The organism is Pantoea sp. M_9 (genome assembly GCF_008631385.1).
Taxonomy (GTDB): domain Bacteria; phylum Pseudomonadota; class Gammaproteobacteria; order Enterobacterales; family Enterobacteriaceae; genus Pantoea; species Pantoea eucrina.
The window spans coordinates 40,343-63,019 of the sequence record NZ_VWUF01000010.1; the positions used below are offsets into that span (position 1 = coordinate 40,343).

16 protein-coding genes are annotated in these 22,677 nt (G+C 59.6%); 11 read left to right on the forward strand and 5 right to left on the reverse strand.

The window, feature by feature from the left end:
* Nucleotides 1–205 precede the first annotated feature (205 nt).
* Together rhlE and dusC are read left to right on the forward strand one after the other, a co-directional pair.
* On the forward strand, nucleotides 206–1,585 hold the full coding sequence (rhlE, locus tag F3I15_RS13950) for an ATP-dependent RNA helicase RhlE (protein WP_150018304.1): 1,380 nt from the start codon (nucleotides 206–208) through the stop codon (nucleotides 1,583–1,585).
* A gap of 4 nt (nucleotides 1,586–1,589) precedes the next feature.
* The gene (gene dusC, locus F3I15_RS13955) at nucleotides 1,590–2,540 is read left to right on the forward strand and encodes a tRNA dihydrouridine(16) synthase DusC (RefSeq protein ID WP_150018305.1); all 951 of its coding nucleotides are present in this window, start codon (nucleotides 1,590–1,592) and stop codon (nucleotides 2,538–2,540) included.
* Nucleotides 2,541–2,604: 64 nt separating this feature from the next.
* Here the strand turns inward: dusC and F3I15_RS13960 are convergent, their stop codons facing one another.
* The 3 genes from F3I15_RS13960 to F3I15_RS13970 all read right to left on the reverse strand — a co-directional run bounded on the left by F3I15_RS13960 (nucleotide 2,605) and on the right by F3I15_RS13970 (nucleotide 7,465).
* On the reverse strand, nucleotides 2,605–4,200 hold the full coding sequence (locus tag F3I15_RS13960; RefSeq protein WP_150018306.1) for an inorganic phosphate transporter: 1,596 nt from the start codon (nucleotides 4,198–4,200) through the stop codon (nucleotides 2,605–2,607).
* A gap of 137 nt (nucleotides 4,201–4,337) precedes the next feature.
* Entirely contained in the window at nucleotides 4,338–5,453 is a 1,116-nt protein-coding gene (locus F3I15_RS13965; protein ID WP_150018307.1) for a L,D-transpeptidase family protein, read from the reverse strand.
* Between the two features lie 197 nt (nucleotides 5,454–5,650).
* A complete protein-coding gene (locus F3I15_RS13970) occupies nucleotides 5,651–7,465 on the reverse strand; it encodes a glycoside hydrolase family 15 protein (protein ID WP_150018308.1) in 1,815 nt (604 codons plus the stop codon).
* A gap of 118 nt (nucleotides 7,466–7,583) precedes the next feature.
* On the opposite strand from F3I15_RS13970, the gene F3I15_RS13975 reads away from it, so the two are divergent.
* Nucleotides 7,584–8,363 carry an SDR family oxidoreductase gene (locus F3I15_RS13975; RefSeq protein ID WP_150018309.1) on the forward strand — a complete coding sequence of 260 codons (780 nt, stop codon included), beginning with the start codon at nucleotides 7,584–7,586 and terminating at the stop codon, nucleotides 8,361–8,363.
* Here F3I15_RS13975 and F3I15_RS13980 read toward each other — a convergent pair.
* Nucleotides 8,360–8,935 (reverse strand): DedA family protein, encoded by a 576-nt coding sequence (locus F3I15_RS13980; RefSeq protein WP_150018310.1) that lies wholly within the window; start codon nucleotides 8,933–8,935, stop codon nucleotides 8,360–8,362. The genes F3I15_RS13975 and F3I15_RS13980 overlap by 4 nt on opposite strands.
* A gap of 168 nt (nucleotides 8,936–9,103) precedes the next feature.
* Here F3I15_RS13980 and F3I15_RS13985 point away from each other — a divergent pair, with 168 nt between their 5' ends.
* The 3 genes from F3I15_RS13985 to F3I15_RS13995 all read left to right on the forward strand — a co-directional run bounded on the left by F3I15_RS13985 (nucleotide 9,104) and on the right by F3I15_RS13995 (nucleotide 13,432).
* Entirely contained in the window at nucleotides 9,104–9,691 is a 588-nt protein-coding gene (locus F3I15_RS13985; protein ID WP_150018311.1) for a Yip1 family protein, read from the forward strand.
* A gap of 186 nt (nucleotides 9,692–9,877) precedes the next feature.
* Complete coding sequence (pbpG, locus tag F3I15_RS13990; protein WP_150018312.1) at nucleotides 9,878–10,816, forward strand: D-alanyl-D-alanine endopeptidase; 939 nt, start codon at nucleotides 9,878–9,880, stop codon at nucleotides 10,814–10,816.
* A 162-nt stretch (nucleotides 10,817–10,978) separates the two neighbouring features.
* The gene (locus F3I15_RS13995; protein ID WP_150018313.1) at nucleotides 10,979–13,432 is read left to right on the forward strand and encodes a DUF3772 domain-containing protein; all 2,454 of its coding nucleotides are present in this window, start codon (nucleotides 10,979–10,981) and stop codon (nucleotides 13,430–13,432) included.
* A gap of 48 nt (nucleotides 13,433–13,480) precedes the next feature.
* On the opposite strand, the gene dld is transcribed toward F3I15_RS13995, so the two are convergent.
* Nucleotides 13,481–15,190 (reverse strand): D-lactate dehydrogenase, encoded by a 1,710-nt coding sequence (gene dld, locus F3I15_RS14000; RefSeq protein WP_150018314.1) that lies wholly within the window; start codon nucleotides 15,188–15,190, stop codon nucleotides 13,481–13,483.
* A gap of 155 nt (nucleotides 15,191–15,345) precedes the next feature.
* Between dld and bglX the strand changes: the two genes are divergently transcribed.
* The 5 genes from bglX to idi all read left to right on the forward strand — a co-directional run bounded on the left by bglX (nucleotide 15,346) and on the right by idi (nucleotide 22,674).
* Nucleotides 15,346–17,643 (forward strand): beta-glucosidase BglX, encoded by a 2,298-nt coding sequence (gene bglX, locus F3I15_RS14005; RefSeq protein ID WP_150018315.1) that lies wholly within the window; start codon nucleotides 15,346–15,348, stop codon nucleotides 17,641–17,643.
* Nucleotides 17,644–17,717: 74 nt separating this feature from the next.
* Complete coding sequence (locus F3I15_RS14010; protein WP_150018316.1) at nucleotides 17,718–18,596, forward strand: oxygenase MpaB family protein; 879 nt, start codon at nucleotides 17,718–17,720, stop codon at nucleotides 18,594–18,596.
* A 129-nt stretch (nucleotides 18,597–18,725) separates the two neighbouring features.
* Nucleotides 18,726–19,835, forward strand: a complete 1,110-nt coding sequence (locus F3I15_RS14015) for a suppressor of fused domain protein (RefSeq protein ID WP_150018317.1) — start codon at nucleotides 18,726–18,728, stop codon at nucleotides 19,833–19,835.
* Nucleotides 19,836–20,042: 207 nt separating this feature from the next.
* Nucleotides 20,043–21,938, forward strand: a complete 1,896-nt coding sequence (locus tag F3I15_RS14020; RefSeq protein ID WP_150018318.1) for a methyl-accepting chemotaxis protein — start codon at nucleotides 20,043–20,045, stop codon at nucleotides 21,936–21,938.
* 202 nt (nucleotides 21,939–22,140) lie between these two features.
* On the forward strand, nucleotides 22,141–22,674 hold the full coding sequence (gene idi, locus F3I15_RS14025) for an isopentenyl-diphosphate Delta-isomerase (RefSeq protein WP_039383369.1): 534 nt from the start codon (nucleotides 22,141–22,143) through the stop codon (nucleotides 22,672–22,674).
* Nucleotides 22,675–22,677: the final 3 nt, after the last annotated feature.

Consider the following 22,677-nt stretch of genomic DNA (forward strand, 5'->3'; position numbering starts at 1 on the left):
GCCTGCTGCACGCCACGCCACGCAGCAGCAACCGGCGACGCGCCTGTTTTGCAGGTCGCAGTGTGCAGGGAAAGCTGATACACTCGCCCCCTTACGCATGGTAGTTTGTGCCCTTTTCACACGCAGGCCCCCGGGGCTGCGTCATATCCCCCCTGAAAACTACATCGCGCAGCGCGATCAGGGCGGTTCGGAGTAATACACCTGCATGTCCTTTGACTCTCTCGGCTTGAATGCCGATATTTTGCGTGCGGTAGCAGAACAGGGCTATCGCGAACCGACGCCAATTCAGCGTCAGGCAATTCCCGTGGTACTGGCTGGCCGCGACCTGCTGGCGAGTGCCCAGACCGGCACCGGTAAGACCGCCGGGTTTACGCTGCCTCTGCTGCAGCGTCTTTCTGAAAACCCTGCCGCTACACGCGGCCGCCGCCCGGTGCGCGCGCTGATCCTGACGCCAACGCGTGAGCTGGCCGCCCAGGTCGGTGAGAACGTGCGCGAGTACAGCCAGTACCTGAATATGCGTTCTCTGGTGGTATTTGGTGGCGTCAGCATTAATCCGCAGATGATGAAACTGCGCGGCGGCGTTGACGTGCTGGTGGCGACGCCAGGCCGTCTGCTGGATCTGGCGCATCAGAATGCGGTTGATCTCTCGCAGGTAGAAATTCTGGTGCTGGATGAAGCCGATCGCATGCTCGATATGGGCTTTATTCACGATATCCGCCGCGTTCTGGCGAAGCTGCCGGCGAAGCGTCAGAACCTGCTGTTCTCAGCAACCTTCTCCGACGAAATCAAAACGCTGGCAGAAAAACTGCTGACTAATCCGGAGCAGGTCGAAGTGGCCCGCCGCAACACCGCGTCAGAGCAGGTGTCGCAGCAGGTGCACTTTGTTGATAAAAAGCGCAAGCGGGAACTGCTGTCGCTGATGATTGGCCGTGACAACTGGCAGCAGGTACTGGTGTTTACCCGTACCAAGCATGGTGCCAACCATCTGGCTGAGCAGCTAAATAAAGATGGCATCACCGCGGCGGCTATCCACGGTAACAAGAGTCAGGGTGCCCGTACCCGCGCGCTGGCTGATTTTAAATCGGGCAGCATTCGCGTGCTGGTTGCTACCGATATCGCCGCACGCGGTCTTGATATCGAAGAGCTGCCGCACGTAGTGAACTATGAGCTGCCAAACGTCGCGGAAGATTACGTACACCGTATCGGCCGTACCGGACGCGCGGCGGCAACCGGTGCCGCGCTGTCGCTGGTCTGCGTTGATGAGCACAAGCTGCTGCGTGATATCGAACGCCTCCTGAAGCGTGAGATCCCGCGCATTGCGCTGCCGGGCTTTGAGCCGGATCCGAGCATTAAAGCGGAGCCGATCCAGAATGGTCGCCAGCAGCAGCCGCGCGGTCGTGGTCAGGGGCAGGGCGGCAACGCCGGTCGCTCCGGCGGCGGTCAGCGTCAGGGCAACGGCGCGGCACGTCCGCAGAGTGAGTCGCGCGCGCCGCGTCGTCAGGGCGGTAATGGCCCGGCGGCAGGTCACGCGGGCAAACCGGCACGTTCACGTCGTCCGGCTGCCAAAGGCAACGGGAACGCATAACGCGATGCGGGTGTTACTGGCTCCGATGGAGGGCGTACTGGATTCACTGGTGCGTGAACTGCTCTCCGGCGTCAATGATTACGATCTCTGCGTGACTGAGTTTCTGCGCGTGGTCGATCAGCTGCTGCCGGTAAAGTCGTTCTATCGCCTCTGTCCGGAACTGCGCCACCAGAGCCGCACGCCATCCGGTACGCGGGTGCGGCTGCAGCTGCTGGGACAGCATCCCGCCTGGCTGGCAGAAAACGCCGCCCGCGCAGCTGAACTCGGCTCGTGGGGCGTCGATCTCAACTGCGGCTGCCCGTCAAAGCTGGTCAACGGCAGCGGCGGCGGCGCTACGCTGCTGAAAGATCCGGAGCTGATTTACCGCGCCGCGCAGGCGATGCGTGCCGCCGTGCCGGATCACCTGCCGGTCACGGTTAAAGTGCGGCTCGGCTGGGATGCCAGCGATCGCCGCTTTGAAATTGCCGATGCGGTAGAGCAGGCGGGCGCCAGCGAGTTGGTGGTACACGGCCGCACCAAAGAGGATGGCTACCGGGCTGAATGCATTAACTGGCAGGCGATTGGCGAAATTCGTCAGCGGCTCTCTATTCCGGTTATCGCCAACGGTGAGATCTGGAGCTGGGAAGATGCGCAGGCCTGTATGCGTATCACTGGCTGCGATGCGGTGATGCTGGGCCGCGGTGCGCTGAATGTGCCTAACCTCGGGCGCGTGGTGAAGCATAACGAGGCACCAATGGCCTGGCCGGACGTGGTGGCGCTGCTGCTGAAATATACCCAGCTGGAGAAGCAGGGAGATACCGGCAACTATCACGTTGCGCGCATCAAACAGTGGCTGGGCTATCTGCGTAAAGCCTACGCCGAAGCGAACGATCTTTTCAGCGAAGTGCGGACGCTGCGGGTATCTGCCGATATCGCCGCCGCAATTGAGCGCTATGCGGCGCGCCTGGTGCGCTAAGCGTTATGCGCTTTCCACAGTAAAAGCCAGCCTCCGCGCTGGCTTTTTTTTGCTTTACCGGCGCTCATATTCGGGCAAATAGCGCATAGAGCACGCCCGCCAGCAGCACGGAGACCGGCAGCGTCAGGATCCAGGCCATCGCCAGGTTGCGCAGCGTGGCAAGCTGCAGGCCGGAACGGTTGGCGGCCATGGTTCCCGCCACGCCCGATGAGAGCACGTGCGTGGTGGAGACCGGCAGGCCAAACGCATCAGCTGCGCCGATAGTCGCCATCGCAACCAGTTCGGCGCTGGCACCCTGGGCATAGCTGAGGTGCGATTTGCCGATGCGCTCGCCTACCGTAATGACGATTCGTCGCCAGCCCACCAGCGTGCCCAGACCCAGCGCCAGCGCCACCACCACTTTTACCCAGAGCGGAATAAAGCGCGTGGCGCTGTCCAGCTCGCGCTTCACGGCGCTGAGATTGCGGGCGGTCTCTTCGGGCAGCGTTACGCTGCTGCTCTGCAGGTGCCGGATACTCTCTGAAGCCAGGTACATATCGTTACGGGTATTGGTTACCGCCTGTGCCGGAATATTATTCACCGAGCCGTAGCGCCGGATCTGATCGCTGATATCACCCAGCAGCAGGCCCAGCGCCGGCAGCACCTGAGGCCGGGGCTGACGGCTGCGGACAAACTCAGTCAGTACCGTACGCGGTGCCGGCATGGCGCCGGGCGCTGGCTGCAGCGTCAGCAGCTGCTGCTCCGTGACCTGCGCCAGCGCGGCGACGCGCGGGATCTGCTCCGGCGGCAGCGACCGGTTTAGCGCATAGGCAATGGGCATCGTGCCGACCAGAATCAGCATGATAAGCCCCATGCCTTTCTGACCATCATTGGAGCCGTGTGCAAAAGAGACGCCGGTGCAGGTCAGGATCAGCAGCCCGCGGATCCAGACCGGCGGCGGGCGGGCGCTGTCGGGCGCCCGGTAGAGCTGACGATTACGCACCAGCGCTTTCAGCGCCAGCAGCAGCAGAGCCGCGCAGACAAAACCGATAACCGGCGAGAGCAGCAGGGCGTAGCCCACTTTCAGCGCCTGATCCCAGTCAACGCCGCTGGTGCCGCTGCGGCCATGCAGCAGCGCATTCGCTACCCCGACGCCGATGATGGAGCCAATCAGCGTATGGGATGAGGAGCTCGGCAGACCCAAATACCAGGTTCCCAGATTCCAGATAATGGCAGAGAAGAGCAGCGCATAGACCATGGCAAAGCCGTGCCCGCTGCCCGCCTGAAGAATAAGCTCGACCGGCAGCAGCGAAATAATGCCAAACGCCACCACGCCGCTGGAGAGCAGCACGCCGAGAAAGTTGCAGATGCCGGACCAGACCACCGCCACGCCGGGCGTCAGAGAGTGAGTGTAGATCACCGTGGCTACGGCATTGGCGGTGTCGTGAAAGCCATTTACAAATTCAAATCCCAGCGCAATCAGTAACGCCAGCGTCAGCAGCACAAAGGGCGTATAGGTGGTGATCGCCGCGCCGGTTTCCGCCACATCGTTAAACAGATTAACCCCGGTAAAAATCAGCCCTGCAGCCAGCAGCAGCAGAAACAGTATGCGGGAGAGCGGACCGCTGCCGCGCTGCAGATCGGGACGTCCGCGCGCCGCCGGTAAACTGGTTTCAGCCATGACACACCCCATTGACGATCGGATGCGCCCACGGCATCCGCTACTGGCAGTGTGATACGCCTGCAGTGTGACAGAATGATGATGGCAATAAAAAAGCCAGCCCGGAGGCTGGCTTTTCTGACGGCGTCAGTAGGGTATCAAAGGCTGCTGCTGGTCGCTGGCTGCGCCTGATCGACCGGTGCCGGCTGCGCGTCGGCCTGCGGCTGCGCCGCAGGCTGATCGGCTGGCGGTGCGACGGCGGTTGCGCCCTGCGGCGTCATCGGTTCCTCTTTTGGCATCGCATCAGCCGATTCCTGCACGGCAATCGCTGCCGGCTGCGCATCGTCAGCCTGACCGTTGATTTTGGTCGGCATGCCGCTGCGAGCCTGGATGGCGTTGTTGACCGCGTCCTGACGCGTGCTGGCGTCAGCAACCACTTTTGTTACGGCTGAAGTCAGATTGATCGGAACCAGCTCACGTGAGTTGAACTGCTCTTCCGTGGTGGAGAGCGGGTTGTGCACCTCAATCCAGCGAGAGCCATCTGGCTCAACGGTCGCTTTAACCGGCTGATCGATAAACTGAACGCGGGTGCCGACCGGCACGTTGTCAAACAGCCATTTGATATCGTCAGCACGCAGGCGGACGCAGCCGTGGCTGACGCGCAGGCCGATACCGAAGTTGGCGTTGGTGCCGTGAATAGCATACAGGCGGCCGATATAGAGTGCGTGCAGACCCATCGGGTTATCCGGGCCAGCCGGGAAGACCGCAGGGATGCTTTCACCGCGTGCCGCATATTCAGCGTGCATCGCCTTGGTTGGCGTCCAGGTCGGACCCGCTTTTTTACGCTCTACTTTGGTGGTCCAGTTTACCGGAGTATCTTTACCCAGCTCACCGATACCGATAGGCAGCACGACCACGGTCTTTGTGCCTTTCGGGTAGTAGTAGAGACGCATCTCAGCGCTGTTGATCACGATGCCTTCACGCGGTGCGTCAGGCAGGATCAGCTGCTGTGGGATCACCATTTTGCTGCCCGCTTTAGGCAGGTAAACGTCAACGCCGGGATTCGCTTCCAGCATATTGCTGAGGCCCATCTGGTACTGAGCCGCAAAAGCTTCCAGCGGAAGTTTACTCTCTTCCGGCACGGTGATTTCAATATTTTCGCCAATCAGGCGGCTATTCGCTGCAGGAAGCGGATAGACGACAGCAAAGGCTGACTGGCTGAAAGCGGCCAGGGCAAGAGCTAGTGAAGCGAACGCGCGAATGCTTTTTTTCATGTTTTTACAAGTCGTTATGGCCGTGTTTCAGGCTTGTCAGTGTATCGAACCCATCGTGGTCGGTGTGACCCGCTGCGCATTATATGTGCATTGCTGCGGCGATGGGAATGATGATTTTTACTGCCTGAAGATACTTTACGCAAAAAGTCCTTCTTAACAGATAAATCTGTTGGCGCAATGCCCCAAATTGTGAATAGTCAGGGCTGCCAGAGCGTCACTTCACCGCTGAGTTTCCGGTTAAGAAAAAAGGCGGCACTGATCAGCGCCAGGTGGCTCAGCGCCTGTGGAATGTTGCCCAGGGCATAGCCGCGCTCGGTAAACTCTTCGGCATACAGACCCAGTGGATTGGCGTAGCTTAGCAGCTTTTCAAACTCGAAATGCGCCTCCTGTACCCGGCCGGCGCGCGCCAGACACTCCACGTACCAGAAAGAGCAGGCGACAAAAGAGCCTTCGCCGCCGGCCAGTCCGTCAGCCGGTGTTTCGCTGATATTATAGCGCCGTACCAGGCCATCGCTGACCAGATTAGCCTTGATGGCATCCAGCGTGGCCAGCCAGTCGGGGTCGGTGGAGCTGACAAAGCGCACCAGCGGCATCAGCAACATTGAGGCATCCAGAGCAGTGCCGCCACGCGTCGCGGTGAAGTGCCCCAGGTCGGCGTTCCAGAAGTTCTGCCAGATATCGTCGCGGATCTCGCTGCGCACCCGGTCCCAGCGATCGTAAGGCATCGGCAGTGAACGCTTCATGCCCAGCCGCAGCGCGCGATCCAGTGCCACCCAGCACATCAGGCGCGAGTGAAGAAAATGCTCCGGCTCACCGCGCATCTCCCAGATACCGGCGTCCGGCTGATTCCAGTTATCACAGACGTAATCAATCATGCTGGAGACGTGCAGCCAGCCGCGATGAGAGATGGCGTCGCCATATTTGTTGGCCAGGTAGATGGCGTCCATCAGCTCGCCATAAATATCAAGCTGCGTCTGATGCCACGCGTCATTACCGATGCGAACCGGCCGTGAATCGGCGTAGCCAGAGAGATTCAGCAGTTCGCTTTCATGCAGTTCGGTGCCGCTATCGAGACGATACATCACCTGCAGATGCGGCGTGTCATCGTGGCTGTGCTCAATGCAGCGGCCAACCCAGCGGGTAAAATCGTGCGCCTCTTCTACATAGCCGAGGCGCATCAGCGCATACATGCTGAACGAAGCGTCGCGGATCCAGGAGGCGCGGTAGTCCCAGTTGCGCTCACCGCCCAGCTCCTCCGGCAGACCAAAGGTGGCGGCAGCGGCGATCGAACCATGCTCATGTGAGGTAAGCAGTTTCAGCGTCAGCGCTGAACGCGTCACCATTTCGCGCCAGCGCCCCTGATAGGAGCTGTGATTGCTCCAGCGCAGCCAGTAATCGAGCGTGTCCTGAAAGCAGCGCGCCGTTGAGATGGTTTCAACGTGCGGATCGTCATCGTTGCCAAAGACAAACTCCGCGTGTTCGCCACTCTGCAGCGTAAATTCCGCTACCGCTGCCTGATTTTCGCAGCGCAGCGGCAGCGTGGCGCTCAGGCGCAGCGCGGGCTGCCCCTCCGCCAGAAACGCCACGCCGCCTTCACGCGCTTCAGCGCGCGTCTCAGCCCGGGCGTAATCGTGACGCGGCGCGCAGACCAGCTGAAAAGTGGCGGTGCCGCGCACCATTTTTACCCGGCGTACCAGCCGCGGGACTTTGCTGCTCTCATCGCAGATCGGCATATAGTCGGTGATTTCCGCCACCCCCTCATCAGCCAGCCAGCGGGTCTGCAGAATATTGGTATCAGGCAGGTAGAGCTGCTGGCGACGCGCCTGCGGCCAGTCAGGCGCAAGGGTAAAACGGCCCGCCTCTTCGCTGTCGAGCAGTGCCGCAAAAACAGAAGGGCTGTCCAGCTCTGGCCAGCAGAGATAGTCGATAGTGCCGTCGTTTGCGATCAGGGCGCAGGTGCGCAAATCGCCGATTACCCCGTGGTCATCAATTCTGCGTTTAATTTTGCTCATCCCGCCTCCGGTACCTTATCTGACTGTTAACTATAGACGAAACGGCTGACAGGGCAGCGCCGTGGCACGGATGGATAACTTCTATACTGAAAAAATCGTTAACAGTGAGGAGAGCGTGATGACGACAGGCAAACAGAGAGTCGCAGTGGTCACCGGATCGGATTCAGGCATCGGCCGCAGCTGTGCGGTGATGCTGGCGGAAGCGGGCTATACCCTGGGCATTACCTGGCACACCGATGAGGAGGGCGCGCAGGAGACCGCGCGTCTGGTGGAGAGCAAGGGGCAGCAGGCGCAGGTGCGCCAGCTCGATCTCTCCGATCCGCAGGCGGGCGGTAAACAGCTGGCGCAGTTGATTAACTCGCTGGGACGCATTGATGTGCTGGTTAACAACGCCGGGGTAGTGTCGCAGGCTGATTTTCTTGAAATGAACTTTAGTGAGTGGCGTAAGGTGTTTGATGTTGACGTTGACGGCGCGTTTGTCTGTGGTCAGATTGCCGCGCATCATATGGTGGATCAGGGCGACGGCGGGCGAATTATCAATATTACCTCCGTTCATGAGCATACGCCGCTCCCCGGCGCCGTGGCCTATACCGCAGCGAAGCATGCGCTGGGCGGGCTGACCAAATCGATGGCGCTGAGTCTGCTGCCGCATCATATTCTGGTTAACGCCGTCGCACCCGGCGCGATAGCCACGCCCATGAACGATATGGAAAACAGCGACGCGCATCGCCGCCATATGCCGGAGATCCCGATTGGTCGCCCCGGCGACACGCGTGAAATTGCCAGTCTGGTGGCGTGGCTCTGTTCAGAGTGGGCAACCTATACCACCGGGCAGTCGTTTGTGGTTGACGGCGGATTCACCCTGGCGAATCCGCAGTTCAAAGGCTACCATAGCTAACCGGCGCGGCGGTGGTTCCAGCGGCGGATCAGATAGCGTAATACAATACCGGTGACGATAGCCGCCGCCAGCCAGACCAGATGTTTAAGATGCTGATCAAGCTTATGCAGCCAGGGCGCAATGATTTCGCCGGCGAAATAGCCCAGCGTGACAAAAATCAGCGCCCAGAGCGCAGCACCGATAACATTAAGCACAAAAAAGCGCAGCGGCTTCAGGCGGCTGGTGCCGATGATAATCGGCCCAATCAGGCGAAAACCGTACATAAAGCGCACGCCGATAACAAACAGGCTGGGATGCTTCTGGATCAGGCGGTTAGCTTTGCCAATTGTCGCCTGATGTTTACTGAAGCGGCGCAAAATGCGCGTACCGTAGCGGCGGCCAAGCCAGAACAGCAGCTGGTCGCCAATGATGCCGCCTGCCATCGCCGCCAGCACCACGCCGCCATAATGCAGCAGCCCCTCATGCGCCGCCACGCCGCCCAGCAAGGTAAAGGTTTCCCCTTCGGCAATACAGCCAATCATCAGGGCCAGATAACCATACTGAGTGATTAATCCATTGATATCGAGATGCAATTTTTTCTCCCTGGACAGAACAGACACCTGAGCAGTGTAGCTGCAGGCGGCTTTTTTTGTGCAGCGGGCCGCAAAAACAGGCGCGCTGGTTATACTTGAAGAGACGCTGCCTGTCGGAGTCTGACTGAATGCTAAAGGGGCGGCCCACTGCATCAGAGGAGTGATTTTATGAATCATGTCTGGGGTCTTCTGGCGCATCCGTATCAGGAAATGCGCCATATCAAGCAGGAAAACGAAAGCGTTTCACATCATTACACGCATCACGTGCTGCTGATGGCAGCGATACCGGTTATCTGCGCCTTTATCGGCACGACACAATTCGGCTGGAATCTGGGCGATAATCGCTTTATTCAGCTCAATCTGCTCACTGGCCTCGGTCTGGGTATTCTCTTTTATCTGTTGATTCTGGGTGGCGTCGCGGTAATGGGGCGGGTCATTCACTGGATGGCGCGCGACTATCCGCAGCGTCCCGGTATTCAGCGCTGTACCGTGTTCGCCGGCTATGTCGCCACGCCGCTGTTTCTCAGCGGTCTGGTCGCGCTTTATCCGCTGGTATGGCTCTGCGTACTGGCGGGTGCCGTGGCGCTGGTCTACACCGGCTACCTGCTCTATGTCGGCATCCCGGTGTTTTTGAATATTGACCGCGAAGAGAGCATGCGCTTCTCCGGTTCAACGCTGGCGATAGGGGTGCTGGTATTTGAAGTGCTGCTGGCGCTGACGGTTGTGCTGTGGGGCTATGGACCGCGGCTGTTCTGATTTCCCCGCTTTTTTCTGAGGCCGCACATAACTGCGGCCTTTTTAACGCCCGGAAACAATCTCACTAAGAAATTTGCCGCATTTGCGCGTATTATGCCGCTGCCAGCCCGCACCCTGACAGGCCTGATGCGGGCGGCCTGTGGAGCTTTCACAGCGCAAAACTCCTGATCGGATCTCACTGACACGATGTCTGTTAAATTACCTGTTTCTCTGCTGTCGCTGGCGCTGTTTATGACGGCCCCGGCGGCGGTAACACCTGTACTGGCTGCACCGGCCACGCTGTCGGGTCTGGCGCCGCTGGCCCAGCCGCAAATCGCCTCCGGCAGCGCAATGATTGTTGATCTCGATACCGGCAAGGTGCTGTTCTCCAGCCATCCCGACCGCGTGCGGCCTATCGCCTCCATTACTAAAGTGATGACGGCGATGGTTGTGCTGGATGCAAAGCTGCCGATGGATGAGATGCTTTCGGTGGATATCAGCCAGACGCGCGAGATGCGCGGCGTATTTTCGCGCGTCAAACTCAACAGCGAAATCAGTCGCCGCTCGATGCTGCTGCTGGCGCTGATGTCGTCTGAAAACCGCGCGGCGGCGAGCCTGGCGCACCACTATCCGGGCGGCTATAACGCCTTTATCCGCGCCATGAATGCCAAAGCGCGCGCGCTGGGTATGACGCATACGCGCTATGTGGAACCCACCGGTCTCTCCACGCAGAACGTCTCCAGCGCCAGCGATCTGGTTAAGTTGCTGAAAGCGACGCGTCAGTATCCGCTGCTGGGCCAGCTCAGCACCACGAAAGAGCAGACGGCGGTGTTTCAGCACCCGAACTACGCACTGCCGTTCCGCAATACCAATCACCTGGTTTACAAAGAGGGCTGGCGGATCCAGCTGACGAAAACCGGCTATACCGATGAGGCGGGCCACTGCCTGGTGATGCGTACCGTGATCAACAACCGCCCGGTGGCGCTGGTAGTCCTCGATGCGTTTGGCAAATATACCCACTTTGCCGATGCTAATCGCCTGCGCGACTGGCTGGAAACCGGTAAAGCGGCCCCGGTTCCGGCGGCAGCGCTGGCGTATAAAAAACAGAAAGCGGGCCTCACCACCAGCAATACGGTAGTGGAGTAACGACGAGGGCGCGCCCGTCAGCAGGAGGGGCGCGCCACTTGCAAACTGGCGTATCATCAGTACCCTGATTTAGCCTTATCACACCTGTTTTCATCCCGGCGGCGACCTCCTGTACTGGCCGCCATACTCGTTTAACTGGCTTTTTCGCTGGAATGTCGTTCTATGATCAAGTTTCGTTTTTTCACTGTTCCGCTGTTACTGCTCATGCTGTGCGTGCCCGCGCTGAGCCAGGCGGATGACGCGCCCGATGTGACGCAACAGCAGCCGGCACAGGAAGAAGAAGCGCCGCCGCAGGCGAATCCGGCGGTTGAGCTGCCAAAAATGCAAAAAATTCTCGATAAGATCAAAGGACAGGTCTCGGGAGAAACCAGCGAAAACCAGCTCAACCAGCTTAATGAGATGGCGCTGGAGCTGTCGGGCAATGCAGAGACGCTGGGGCAGGCGTTAGTCCCGCAGCGCCAGCAGCTTGATGCGCAGCTGGCGGTACTGGGCCCCGCGCCCAAAGCGGACAGCGGCGTTAAAGAGACGCCGGAGGTGACGCGCAAGCGCCGCTCGCTGGAAAACCAGAAAGGCAAGCTGGACGATCAGATCAAGCAGGCCGAAGGCATTAAAAACGGTGCGCTGGTGCTTTCTTCGCAAATCGTGAACCTGCGCCGCGATCAGCTGAAAAATCAGCTGGCGCTCAATTCCGGCAGTATTTTTGGCCCGCGCTTCTGGGCGCCGCTGGTGAGCCAGCAGGATCTTGATGGCGAAAAAATCAGTGACTTTATTACGGAGCTGAAAGCGTCGGCGGCACTGTCGTGGGAGCCGGACTGGCGTGCCGGTACCATCGGCTGGCTGGTGGCTGCGATGCTGGTGATGACGCTGGGACGGCGCTATAGCGAAGAGTTTCTCGCCTGGGTGAGTATTAACAAGCTGCCCGAAGGGCGGCTGCGGCGCAGCTTCCTCGCGGCTGCCATCGCGCTGACCACGCTGGCTGCGGTGGTGCTGACCTTTAACTTCAGCGCGCTGGCGTTTACCCGCCGGGATGAAGTCTCCGGCGACGTACAGGATTTTGTTACCCGTCTGGTGCAGCTGAGCGTCTACTGCGGGCTGATTGCCGGTCTGGGACGGGCATTTCTCTCGACCCGCCGTCCCAGCTGGCGTCTGCCGGCCATCTCTAATGAGGTTGCGCTGGCGCTGAAGCCGTTCCCGCCGATTACCGCTGCGCTGGTGTTTATCTTTCAGACCGCAGAAGCGTTTAACTACACGGTAGGCACCAGTCTCAGCACGACGATTTTTGCTAATGGCCTGACCGCGCTGCTGATTGGCAGCACCGGGCTCGCTATCAGTATGCGTACCAACCGCGTGCGCCGCCGCATGGCGCGGCTCGGCAATCCGCCGGAGGCGCGTCCGACGGTGGTCGGGCTGGTTCAGCTGGCGCTCACGCTGACTGCCGTTGCGATTCTGATTTCACTGACGATCGGCTATGTGACGCTGGCGCGCTTTCTGAGCTATGAAGTGGTGTGGTGCGGGATCCTGTTTGGCTCCTTCTACTTTTTAAGCCACGTCATTACCGACGGCTGTGAAAGCCTGTTTTCCACCAGCAGCGCCGCCGGGCGCCGCCTGCAGAGTTCGCTCAATATCGATGAGCGCTATCTGCAGCAGGCCGCCACGCTGCTCAGCGCGCTGGGTAAAGCGCTGCTGATGGGGATTGTGGCGCTGGCGCTGATGACCGGCACGTTTGCCTCCTCTACGCCGGTAGAGCTTATTCAGAAGGTGATTGAGTTCTGGGGTGGCAAAGGGCTGGAGTCGCTGAATATTGTACCGGCGCATATGGTAAATGCCCTTATTTGCCTTGTGGCGGGCATCTGGATATTGCGTTCAGTGCGCCGCTGGCTGGATAACGATTTTCTGCCGAAAACCACCATGGATGTCGGCATGCGCGTCTCGCTGGTGACGCTGTTCAGCAATATCGGTTACGTGCTGATTATCCTGCTGACGCTCTCCATCATGGGGCTGCAGTGGAACAAGCTGGCGTGGATCGTCAGCGCGCTATCGGTGGGTATCGGTTTTGGTCTGCAGGAGATCGTTAAAAACTTTATTTCCGGTCTGATCCTGCTCACCGAACGGCCAGTCAAAGTAGGCGACCTGGTCAGCATCAGCGGCATTGAGGGCGATATCCGGCGGATTAACGTTCGCGCCACGGAGATTCAGCTGGGCGACAAATCAACGGTGATCGTGCCCAATTCGCAGCTGATTTCACAAAACGTACGTAATGCCACTATGGGAAATGCGCAGGGGGTGGTGACCATTCAGCTGACGTTCCCGCTCGATATCGATCCGGTGCGGGTGCGCGAGCTGCTGCTGGAGGTCTATAACGAGAATGAGCGCATTCTGGAGACGCCTGAACCTTCGGTATCATTTAAAGATCTTACCCCGTCGGGCATAGTGCTGAGCGTAACCGGGAACGTCGCCAGCCAGCGCCAGATTTCAGGTGCTAAAAGCGATCTGCTGTTCGATATTCTGACGCGGCTGCGTAAAGAGGGCATCGTGCTGTCGGCGCCGCAGACCATGATCATTGAGCGCCGCGCCCTGGCGGCGGCTACGCAGGAGCAGGATGCGCCGCAATCCTGAGTCAACGGCAGGGTGGTTATCAGACCACCCTGCACATAACTGCCGGTCTCAGGCTTTGACTGCCCAGCCTTTCTGTTTGCTGGTTTTGCCGATGCCGGGATTGAAGGTATTGGTCGGGTCCAGTTCACGGTAAAACGCCTGCAGCTGCGGTTTCGCTTTATAGAGATGGCCGACGTTATGTTCCGCCGGATACTCTGCCCCGCGCGCGCTGAGCAGCGCCAGCATCCTCTCTTTCAGCGCGTGCACATCCACGCCTTTTTTCACAATGTAATCCTGATGGAATACGTGGCAGAAGAAGTGGCCATAGTAGAGCCGGTGGATCAGATCGTTATCAAACTCCGGCGGCAGCTGTTCAAACCAGGCTTCATCGTTGCGGCGCAGGGCGATATCCAGCGCCAGAATATCCTCCACTTCATCCGCATGCACCGCGTGATAGCGCACGGCGGCACCGGCGGCGGCAAACCGATGTAAAAACGCATGCGATCCCTCTTTGCTGTCGCAGGCGAAAAACTCGCCGCCGCCCTCACGGAAATAGTCCTGCAGATACGCCTGCGCTTCGGCAACGCCTTCGCCGGACATCTTCAGCATCAGGTGGTGCTCATATTTATCGCGATAGTGCTTAAGACGTTTCGGCAGATGAGCCGGGAAGAGGCGACTGATACGCTGCAGCAGACGATCGGTGAAGTGCGGCTTCACAAAGCTGAGCTTGTTCAGCCAGGCATCAACCCGGCCCTTGAGGGTGAAGAAGAGCGGCATCTTATCGGTGCCGAGCTTGTCGATCATCACGAAAGTATCTTTGCCGTACACTTCGGCAATATCGAAGATATCGCGGTGCATATATTCACCCGCTACCGGCAGATGGGTGAACTCTGCCAGGATATGACGGCGGATCTCACCCAGCACGGCGGGGTCGTTAGTGCCGATATAAAATACCTGCTGCTGTGGCTCAGTCGGAAAGGTATCCAGACGCACGGCAAACACGGCAAGCTTACCGGCGCAGCCGGAGGCTTCAAACAGCCGGCGGGCGTCAGCGTTAAAGCGCGCCGGCGTATCGGCGTGAATGTCACGTACCCGCCCGGCGTATTCATGGTCCGAGGCGTGGCGCTCATCCCAGCGGACATCGCTCTGCTGCCAGCGCTCATCATCCAGCCGCCCGAGGATCTCTTCCGGTGAGTGGCCCAGATCGATTCCCAGATGGTTAACCAGCTTGAGTTTACCGCTGGCGTCTACCTGCGCAAACAGCGCCATCTCACTGTAGGCCGGGCCGCGTTTGATCAGCGAGCCGCCGGAGTTATTACAGATCCCGCCCAGCACCGACGCACCGATACAGGAGGAGCCGATGACCGAGTGCGGCTCGCGCCCGAGCGGTTTGAGCGTTTTTTCCAGCTGATAGAGCGTGCTGCCGGGAAACGCGAGGATCTGTTTGCCGCCATCAATCAGCTGCAGCCGGTCGAGACGCAGGGTGCTGACGATCACCACCGGACGATCGTAATCATTGCCGTTAGGCGTGGAACCCTCCGTCAGGCCGGTATTTGCCGCCTGCATCAGGATAATGGCGTCCGCGCTGACCAGCGCCTGCAGGACCCGCCAGAGTTCAAGCAGCGACCCCGGAAAGACCACCGCCAGCGCATCGCCTGCGCCGGAGCGAAAGCCGGTACGATAGCGCGCGGTCTGTTCCGCATCAGTCAGCAGATGAGAGGCACCAACCAGACGGCGCAGGTCGGCAACCAGTGCAGGGTGAGAAAGGTGAGAATTCATGAGCCTGTCCTTGTCGTTAACGTGGCGTTTCTACTGTAGCACGCGGCGCGGCTCTGGTCGCCGTGTGACAAAGGCGGCTACCTGCTATCCTCATCTTGTGGCACACTGCCCCGGTAATCTTCATTGTGCGCAGTTACTTAAGAGAACCCAACCTGATGAAATGGATTTACTCTGTTAGCCTCGCGGTCTCCCTGGCTCTGCAGCCGGCGTTTGCCGATACGCTGCGTGAAACACATCCCATGACGGAGCAGGCGCGCGACGCGTATGTCAGCCAGCTGCTCAGCAAAATGACGCTGGACGAAAAGATTGGCCAGATGCGGCTGATCAGCGTCGGACCCGACACGCCGAAAGAGGCGATTCGCGACATGATCCAGCAGGGTCAGGTTGGGGCGATTTTTAATACCGTCACCCGTCAGGATATCCGCGCCATGCAGGATCAGGTGATGCAGTTAAGCCGCCTGAAAATTCCACTCTTCTTTGCCTACGATGTGGTGCACGGGCAGCGCACTATTTTTCCGATTCCGCTGGGCCTTGCGGCCAGCTGGGATCGCGATGCAATTGGTGAAGTGGGGCGTATTTCTGCTTATGAGGCCGCAGATGATGGTCTGAATATGACCTGGGCGCCAATGGTGGATGTCAGCCGCGAACCGCGCTGGGGGCGCGGCTCAGAAGGCTTTGGCGAAGATACCTATCTTACGTCGCAGATGGGCAGCACCATGGTCAGAGCGATGCAGGGCAAAAGCCCGGCCGATCGTTACGCCGTGATGACCAGCGTGAAACATTTTGCCGCCTACGGCGCGGTAGAAGGGGGGCGTGACTACAACACTGTAGATATGAGTCCGCAGCGGCTGGCGCAGGACTATCTGCCGCCTTATAAAGCCTCGCTCGATGCCGGCAGCGGTGGCGTGATGGTGGCGCTGAATTCGCTGAACGGCACCCCGGCCACCGCGGATGGCTGGCTGCTGAAAGATCTGCTGCGCGACCAGTGGAAATTCAAAGGCATTACCATCAGCGATCACGGTGCGATTAAAGAGCTGATCAAACATGGTGTGGCGAGCGATCCGCAGGATGCGGTGCGCATTGCGCTGAAGTCAGGCATCGACATGAGCATGAGCGATGAGTACTACAGCAAATATCTGCCGGCGCTGGTGAAAAGCGGGGCGGTGAGTATGCGTGAAATTGATGATGCCGCCCGTCACGTGCTCAACGTCAAATATGACATGGGGCTGTTTAACGATCCGTACAGCCACCTCGGACCGCAGAGCAGCGATCCGCAGGACACCAACGCGGAGAGCCGTCTGCACCGTGCTGAAGCGCGCGACGTGGCGCGTAAGAGCATGGTGCTGCTCAAGAACTGGCACGAAACGCTGCCGCTGAAGCGTGACGCGACCGTTGCGCTGGTGGGGCCGCTGGCGGACAGCCAGCGCGATATCATGGGCAGCTGGTCAGCCGCGGGCGTGGCAAAGCAGTCGGTGACGCTGCTGCAGGGGATGCGCAATGCCATGGCAGATAAAGGCACGCTGCTCTACGCCAAAGGGGCTAACGTTTCTGACAACAAAGGTATTCAGGGCTTCCTCAACCTCTACGAGCAGGCGGTCAGCGTCGATACACGCACCCCGCAGCAGATGATTGATGAGGCGGTAGCCCAGGCAGAGAAGGCGGACGTGGTCGTCGCTGCGGTGGGTGAGGCGCAGGGCATGGCGCATGAAGCGTCCAGCCGCAGCGAACTGGCGATCCCCGCCAGCCAGCAGAAATTACTGGCGGCTCTGAAAGCCACCGGCAAGCCGCTGGTGATTGTGCTGATGAATGGCCGGCCGCTGACGCTGGTGAATGAAGACCGCATGGCGGATGCGATGCTGGAAACCTGGTTCAGCGGCACCGAAGGCGGCAATGCTATCGCGGACGTGCTGTTTGGCGATTACAACCCTTCCGGCAAGCTGCCGGTCACGTTCCCGCGGTCAGTGGGACAGATCCCGCTGTATTATAATCATCTGCCAACCGGGCGGCCTTATAATCCGGAAAAACCCAATAAATATACTTCTCACTACTATGACACCATCAACGGCCCGCTCTATCCGTTTGGTTACGGCCTGAGCTATACCCGCTTTACCGTTTCACCGGTGACGCTCTCCGCCCGCACGATGCCGCGCAGCGGCAGCATTGAAGCGAGCGTAACGGTGACCAACAGCGGTAAACGTGACGGGGCAACGGTGGTACAGATGTATCTCAACGATCCGGTGGCGAGTATCAGCCGTCCGGTTCAGGAGCTGCGCGGCTTCCGGCGCATTATGCTGAAAGCTGGTGAGTCACAAACCGTGCGCTTTACGATTGATGCTGACGCGCTGAAATTCTGGAATCAGCAGATGCAGCACGTGGCGGAACCTGGCAAATTTAACGTTATGATTGGCCTGGATTCCGTACGCACTCAGGATGCGCAGTTCGACTATCTTTAACGGATAACCGCGTCTCCCGGTCGCCAGGCCGGGAGCGCTATCCCTGACGCCTTTTTATCCGACACCACGCCACCATGACGCTTCGCAATCGCATTGAACAGCAGATCTTTCGCCTTAACGGGCTGGCACTCAACGAGTTTGACCTCTCGCAGCCGCCTGGCGATCCCGGCCTGTTTGGCCCCGACTCCACTATCTGGCGCATCCACGGTGATTTTCCGGCGATGCTCTGCGGCGGTATCAGCGCCCTGATGCTGCAGATGCTGCATCCGGCGGCGCTGGCCGGGGTCTGGGATCACTCCAGCTTCCGTCAGGATATGCTCGGCCGGCTGCGCCGCACCAGCCAGTTCATCGCCGTAACGACCTTCGGCAATAGTGCTGATGCCCGGACGCTGATTGATCGGGTGAAGCGGATCCATCTGCAGGTTAGCGGCACCGACAGCAACGGTAATCCTTACGCTGCCAGCGATCCGCATCTGCTGACCTGGGTGCACGTGGCGGAAACCAGCCGTTTTCTGGCAGCCCATCTGCGCTATAAAAACCCGACGCTCAGCCGGGCTGAGCAGGATCGCTACTATCAGGAGGCGGCGCAGGTGGCGATTGCGCTGGGCGCAGAGCAGGTGCCGTGCAGCGTGACCGACGTCGCGCACTATCTGGAGGCGATACGTCCGGAACTCTGTTTTGATGCGCGCACGCAGGAGGTGATGGCGCTGCTGATGAATGCGCCGGCACCCGGCTGGCAGGCGCGACCGGCAATGCGCACGATGCTGCAGGCGGGCATCGGTCTGCTGCCGGCGTGGGCACAGCAGCAGCTGCAGCGCCCGGTCAGCCCGCTGACGCAGTGGCGTACCGATCGGCAGATGCTGCTGCTGGCGCGCCTGCTGCGCTGGTCGATACAGCGCGGCGCCTGGTCACGGGCGATGCAGCGTATGGGGCGTGACGCCCGCTACCGCTGAAGCAAAGCCAGGCGCTCAGCGCGAGCGCAGCCGCACTTTGAGAGTTTTACCCTTGTCTCACATGGCGCGAGTGCCGATCCTGCTCTATTCTCGGGGAAAATGGATCCCTCCAGGCATTGTCGAGGCGTTATGACCAGTTACCCTCTGATTGCTGAGGTGCCGAATCAGCAACATACTTTAACCGCGATCGTCGAACAGGATGCGCGCACCGCCTATTTTTATATCTGGCCCAGCGACCTGTTTCGCAGCCAGTACGCTGTTCGCGGCTGCTGGCTGCGCAACCTTCTGCCGGCACCGGCAGAGGAAGATCGTGAAGCGATGGAGCAGGGGATCGCGCCGCTGCTGAGCGCAGAGTATTGCCGCACGCTGGAGGCGGAGCCGATGCTCGATCCCGCAGGCCTGCAGGTACTGTGGGAGCCGGATGATACCGGGGCTGCCCTGTGGTACTACGGTCAGTTGCTGGCGGTGATCCCCGGCTGGAGTCTCTATCAGAGCAAACAGGTCAGCTTCTCAGCCGGCTGTATCAGGAAAAACCGCCTGACGGCGCCGCTGGGTTCCGCCTCTACCAATGAATACTATGCGCGTGCTGAGCAGCAGCGTCACTTCTGGCGCGACTGGCACGACGACCAGCAGTGGGAAAAAATCCAGCATGAAATGCTGCAGGTCTACCAGGCGCGGTGGGGTGAGTCGGTCAAATATTATGCTATCGATCAGGGCAGCTGGCCGCCGATGGCGCTTTCTCAGCACTGGCACAACGGCGTCTGGTATTTTGTCACGCTGGGAATGAGCATTCGTCCGATGCCGCAGGTCGATTATCTGTTTGAAGAGCTGGCCCCCCAGTACCGGCGGGTTGAGCTGGCGCTGGCGGTAGATGGCGAGGTGATGACCGAGGCCAACGCGGTGCAGATGGCGAGCGCGCTGGCTGAGTTTGCCCATCTGCCGTGGGCGCGGCTGACGTGGATTGGCGAAGGGCATACGCTGGCATCTGAAGTGGCACCGGTCGGCTTTGAAAGTTTTCTGCTGGCTAACGCGCTGGCACCGGAGGCGGCGTCGCTGCGATTGCCGAAGCGCGACGGCGATCGGCCGGAACTGCTCTGGGCGACGCCGATCACCGAAGCGGAGCGCCACTTTGCGCAGTCGGATGAACAGGGCGGTCAGCAGCTGCTTCAGCGGCTGCTGGCCGAGGGCAACAGCCATATCTTCCGCCCGCGTCAGGAGGTGGTGGCGCCGCCTCAGTAAACGCCCGCCCTTCTTCTGTGAAGAGGGGCGCGCTGTCTCCAGGCAGGCAATTCTCCGCTCTGCTGACCGCCGGTTATTCTTACCCTATAAAAATAGTCACCCGATTCAACTATTTGCTTTTTTTGTGATCCCGCGCCTCTCAAGTTCCCCATTAACACGCCGTTAACCTCGATCAGGCAACTCGCCAACCAGGGTAAGGGCATCCGAATGTTTAAAACGACACAATCCCGTTTTACCGCGACGCTGGTCGCATTTTTTGTTGTGCTGATGCTGGTCACTGTAATGGTGATCAATCAGTTTATCGCACCGCAGCTGAGTCAGAATGAGAGCCGCCTGGTGCGCTATGAAGTTGATGGTCTGGCCGGACGCATTGTTGAACAGATGAACCGGGTTCAGGCGCAGCAGCGGGCGATAACGGAAGCAGCGGGCGTGATGGAGAGCGCAACGATAGAAACGCTGCTGCCGGCGCTGGTAAACCAGTACCAGGATAGCAACGTATTTGGCGGCGGGATCTGGCCGCTGCCGAACCGGCGCGATCCGGCAAAAGAGAAAGACAGCACTTTCTTTGCGCGCAATGCCAGCAATCAGCTGCAGGTCAATACCTACTGGAACTCCGATGCGGCCGATAAGTACTGGGAGCAGCCGTGGTACAAAGCGGGTATGGCCGCAGCAAAAGGGCAGTGCGCCTGGGCTAAAGCCTATCAGGATGCGGCCAGCCCGCAGCCGCGTACCAACTGTGCGATGGCTATCTATCGCGACGGCAGCGTCTGGGGCGTCGCCACAATTGACGTCACGCTGGGCTTTTTTAATCAGCTGGCGAAGCAGATGGGTGACGCCATTAAAGGCCGCGTGCTGATTGTTGAAGCGGATGGCAAAGTGGTCGGGAACGCGGCGCTACTGGACGGTGCGCCAAAGCTGGAAAACCTGAGCGATACCCGGCTGCCGATGGCCGCTGCGCTGAAGTCGCTGCTGACGCAGGCGGGGAGTGAGCCGGCGCAGACCACGTTTAGCGGTGAGGATGGTGAGCATACGCTGTTCCTGCAGGCGATCCCCGGCAGCCCGTGGTATCTCGCCAGCGACGTGCCCTCCAGCCTGCTGGATGCGCAGACGCACAGTATGCTGACGCGGCTGGGGGTGGTGCAGATCCCGCTGGCTATTATTCTGCTGCTGGTATCGCTGGGCTTTGTCCGCGCAATGATGAAGCGTCTGGGCGTGCTGCATAAAAATATTGAAGCACTCTCAACCGGCGGCGCCGACCTCACACAGCGCCTGCCGTCCAGCAATAGTCCGGAATTTAACGCCGTGGCTGAGAGCTTTAACCAGTTCATCAGCTACCTGCAGGGGCTGATGCGTCAGGTGGGCGACAGCGCGCTGGCGATCACGGCGGCCTCGCGCGAAATTGCCAGCGGCAACGCCGATCTCTCGGCGCGCACCGAATCGCAGGCCAGCTCCATTGTCGAGACGGCAGCCTCAATGGAGGAGCTGACCGGCACCGTGCGCCAAAACGCCGATAACGCCACCCATGCTAATCAGCTGGCTGACGGTGCGGCCACCGTGGCGGCACGCGGCAGTGAAGTCGTGCGTCAGGTCGTGACCACCATGGGGGAGATCCACCACTCATCGCGTAAAGTCGTCGACATCATCAGCGTCATCGACAGCATCGCGTTTCAGACCAATATTCTGGCTCTGAACGCGGCGGTTGAAGCGGCGCGCGCCGGAGAGCAGGGGCGCGGTTTTGCCGTGGTAGCCTCAGAAGTACGCAACCTCGCGCAGCGCTCAGCTAACTCAGCGCGGGAAATTAAAAAGCTGATTGAAGAGTCAGTGGCAAATATTGATACCGGCAGCCAGCTGGTTGAACAGGCGGGACAGACCATGGATGAGCTGATGCAGGGCGTCAGCAGCGTCACCACCCTGATGAGCGAAATTATGTCTGCCAGCCGTGAGCAGAGCATGGGTATCGATCAGGTTAACGTCGCGATCACGCAGCTGGATGGCAGCACGCAGCAGAACGCCGCGCTGGTAGAGCAGGTCTCTTCAGCCGCGCGTGCGATGGAGGAGCAGAGCGTGCAGCTGGAACAGGTGGTGCAGAGCTTCAGACTATAACCGCACTCATCACCATTGCGGCGGCTTACATGCTGCCGCAATCTCATCATGCTTTACCTCTGCATACCTTCTTCTTCGCCGATTCAGATTATGCCTGCTAAGCTTATTTTTTACCGCGCCAGCGCACGAAACGTGCGCGTTTTTCTCCGCTGCTGCCACGGCGATTGTGTACAATAGCAGGGATTTTTCTGAAGGAGCCCTCATGCCTGCCATAGAAGTTATTCTTGTTGACCACCTCGATCGTCCCACCGGCAAGATGGAAAAGCTGGAAGTGCATGAAAAAGGCTTACTGCATCGCGCAGTAACGGTTTACGTGTTTAATTCGCGTCATGAGCTGCTGCTGCAGCGGCGTGCCAGCAGTAAATATCACTGCGGCGGACTCTGGAGTAATACCTGCTGCAGCCATCCGTTTCCGCAGGAGCCAACGCTCGATGCCGCTGAGCGCCGTCTGCGTGAAGAGATGGGACTGAACCTGGCGCTGACGCCGGTCTTTGAGCTGAGCTACAATCTGCCCCTCAGCAACGGTTTGATTGAACATGAGTATGGCCACGTCTTTTTTGCCATCAGTGATGAAGAGCCGGTGCTGAACCCGGAAGAGGCGGACGCCTGGTGCTACCGTTCAGTCGGGCAGATCCAGCAGCAGATGGAGACCGAGCCGGAGCAGTTTACGCCGTGGTTTCTGCATACCTTCCCGCGCATCCCGCATACGCTGGGTGACTTTCGCCTGACCGCCTGACAC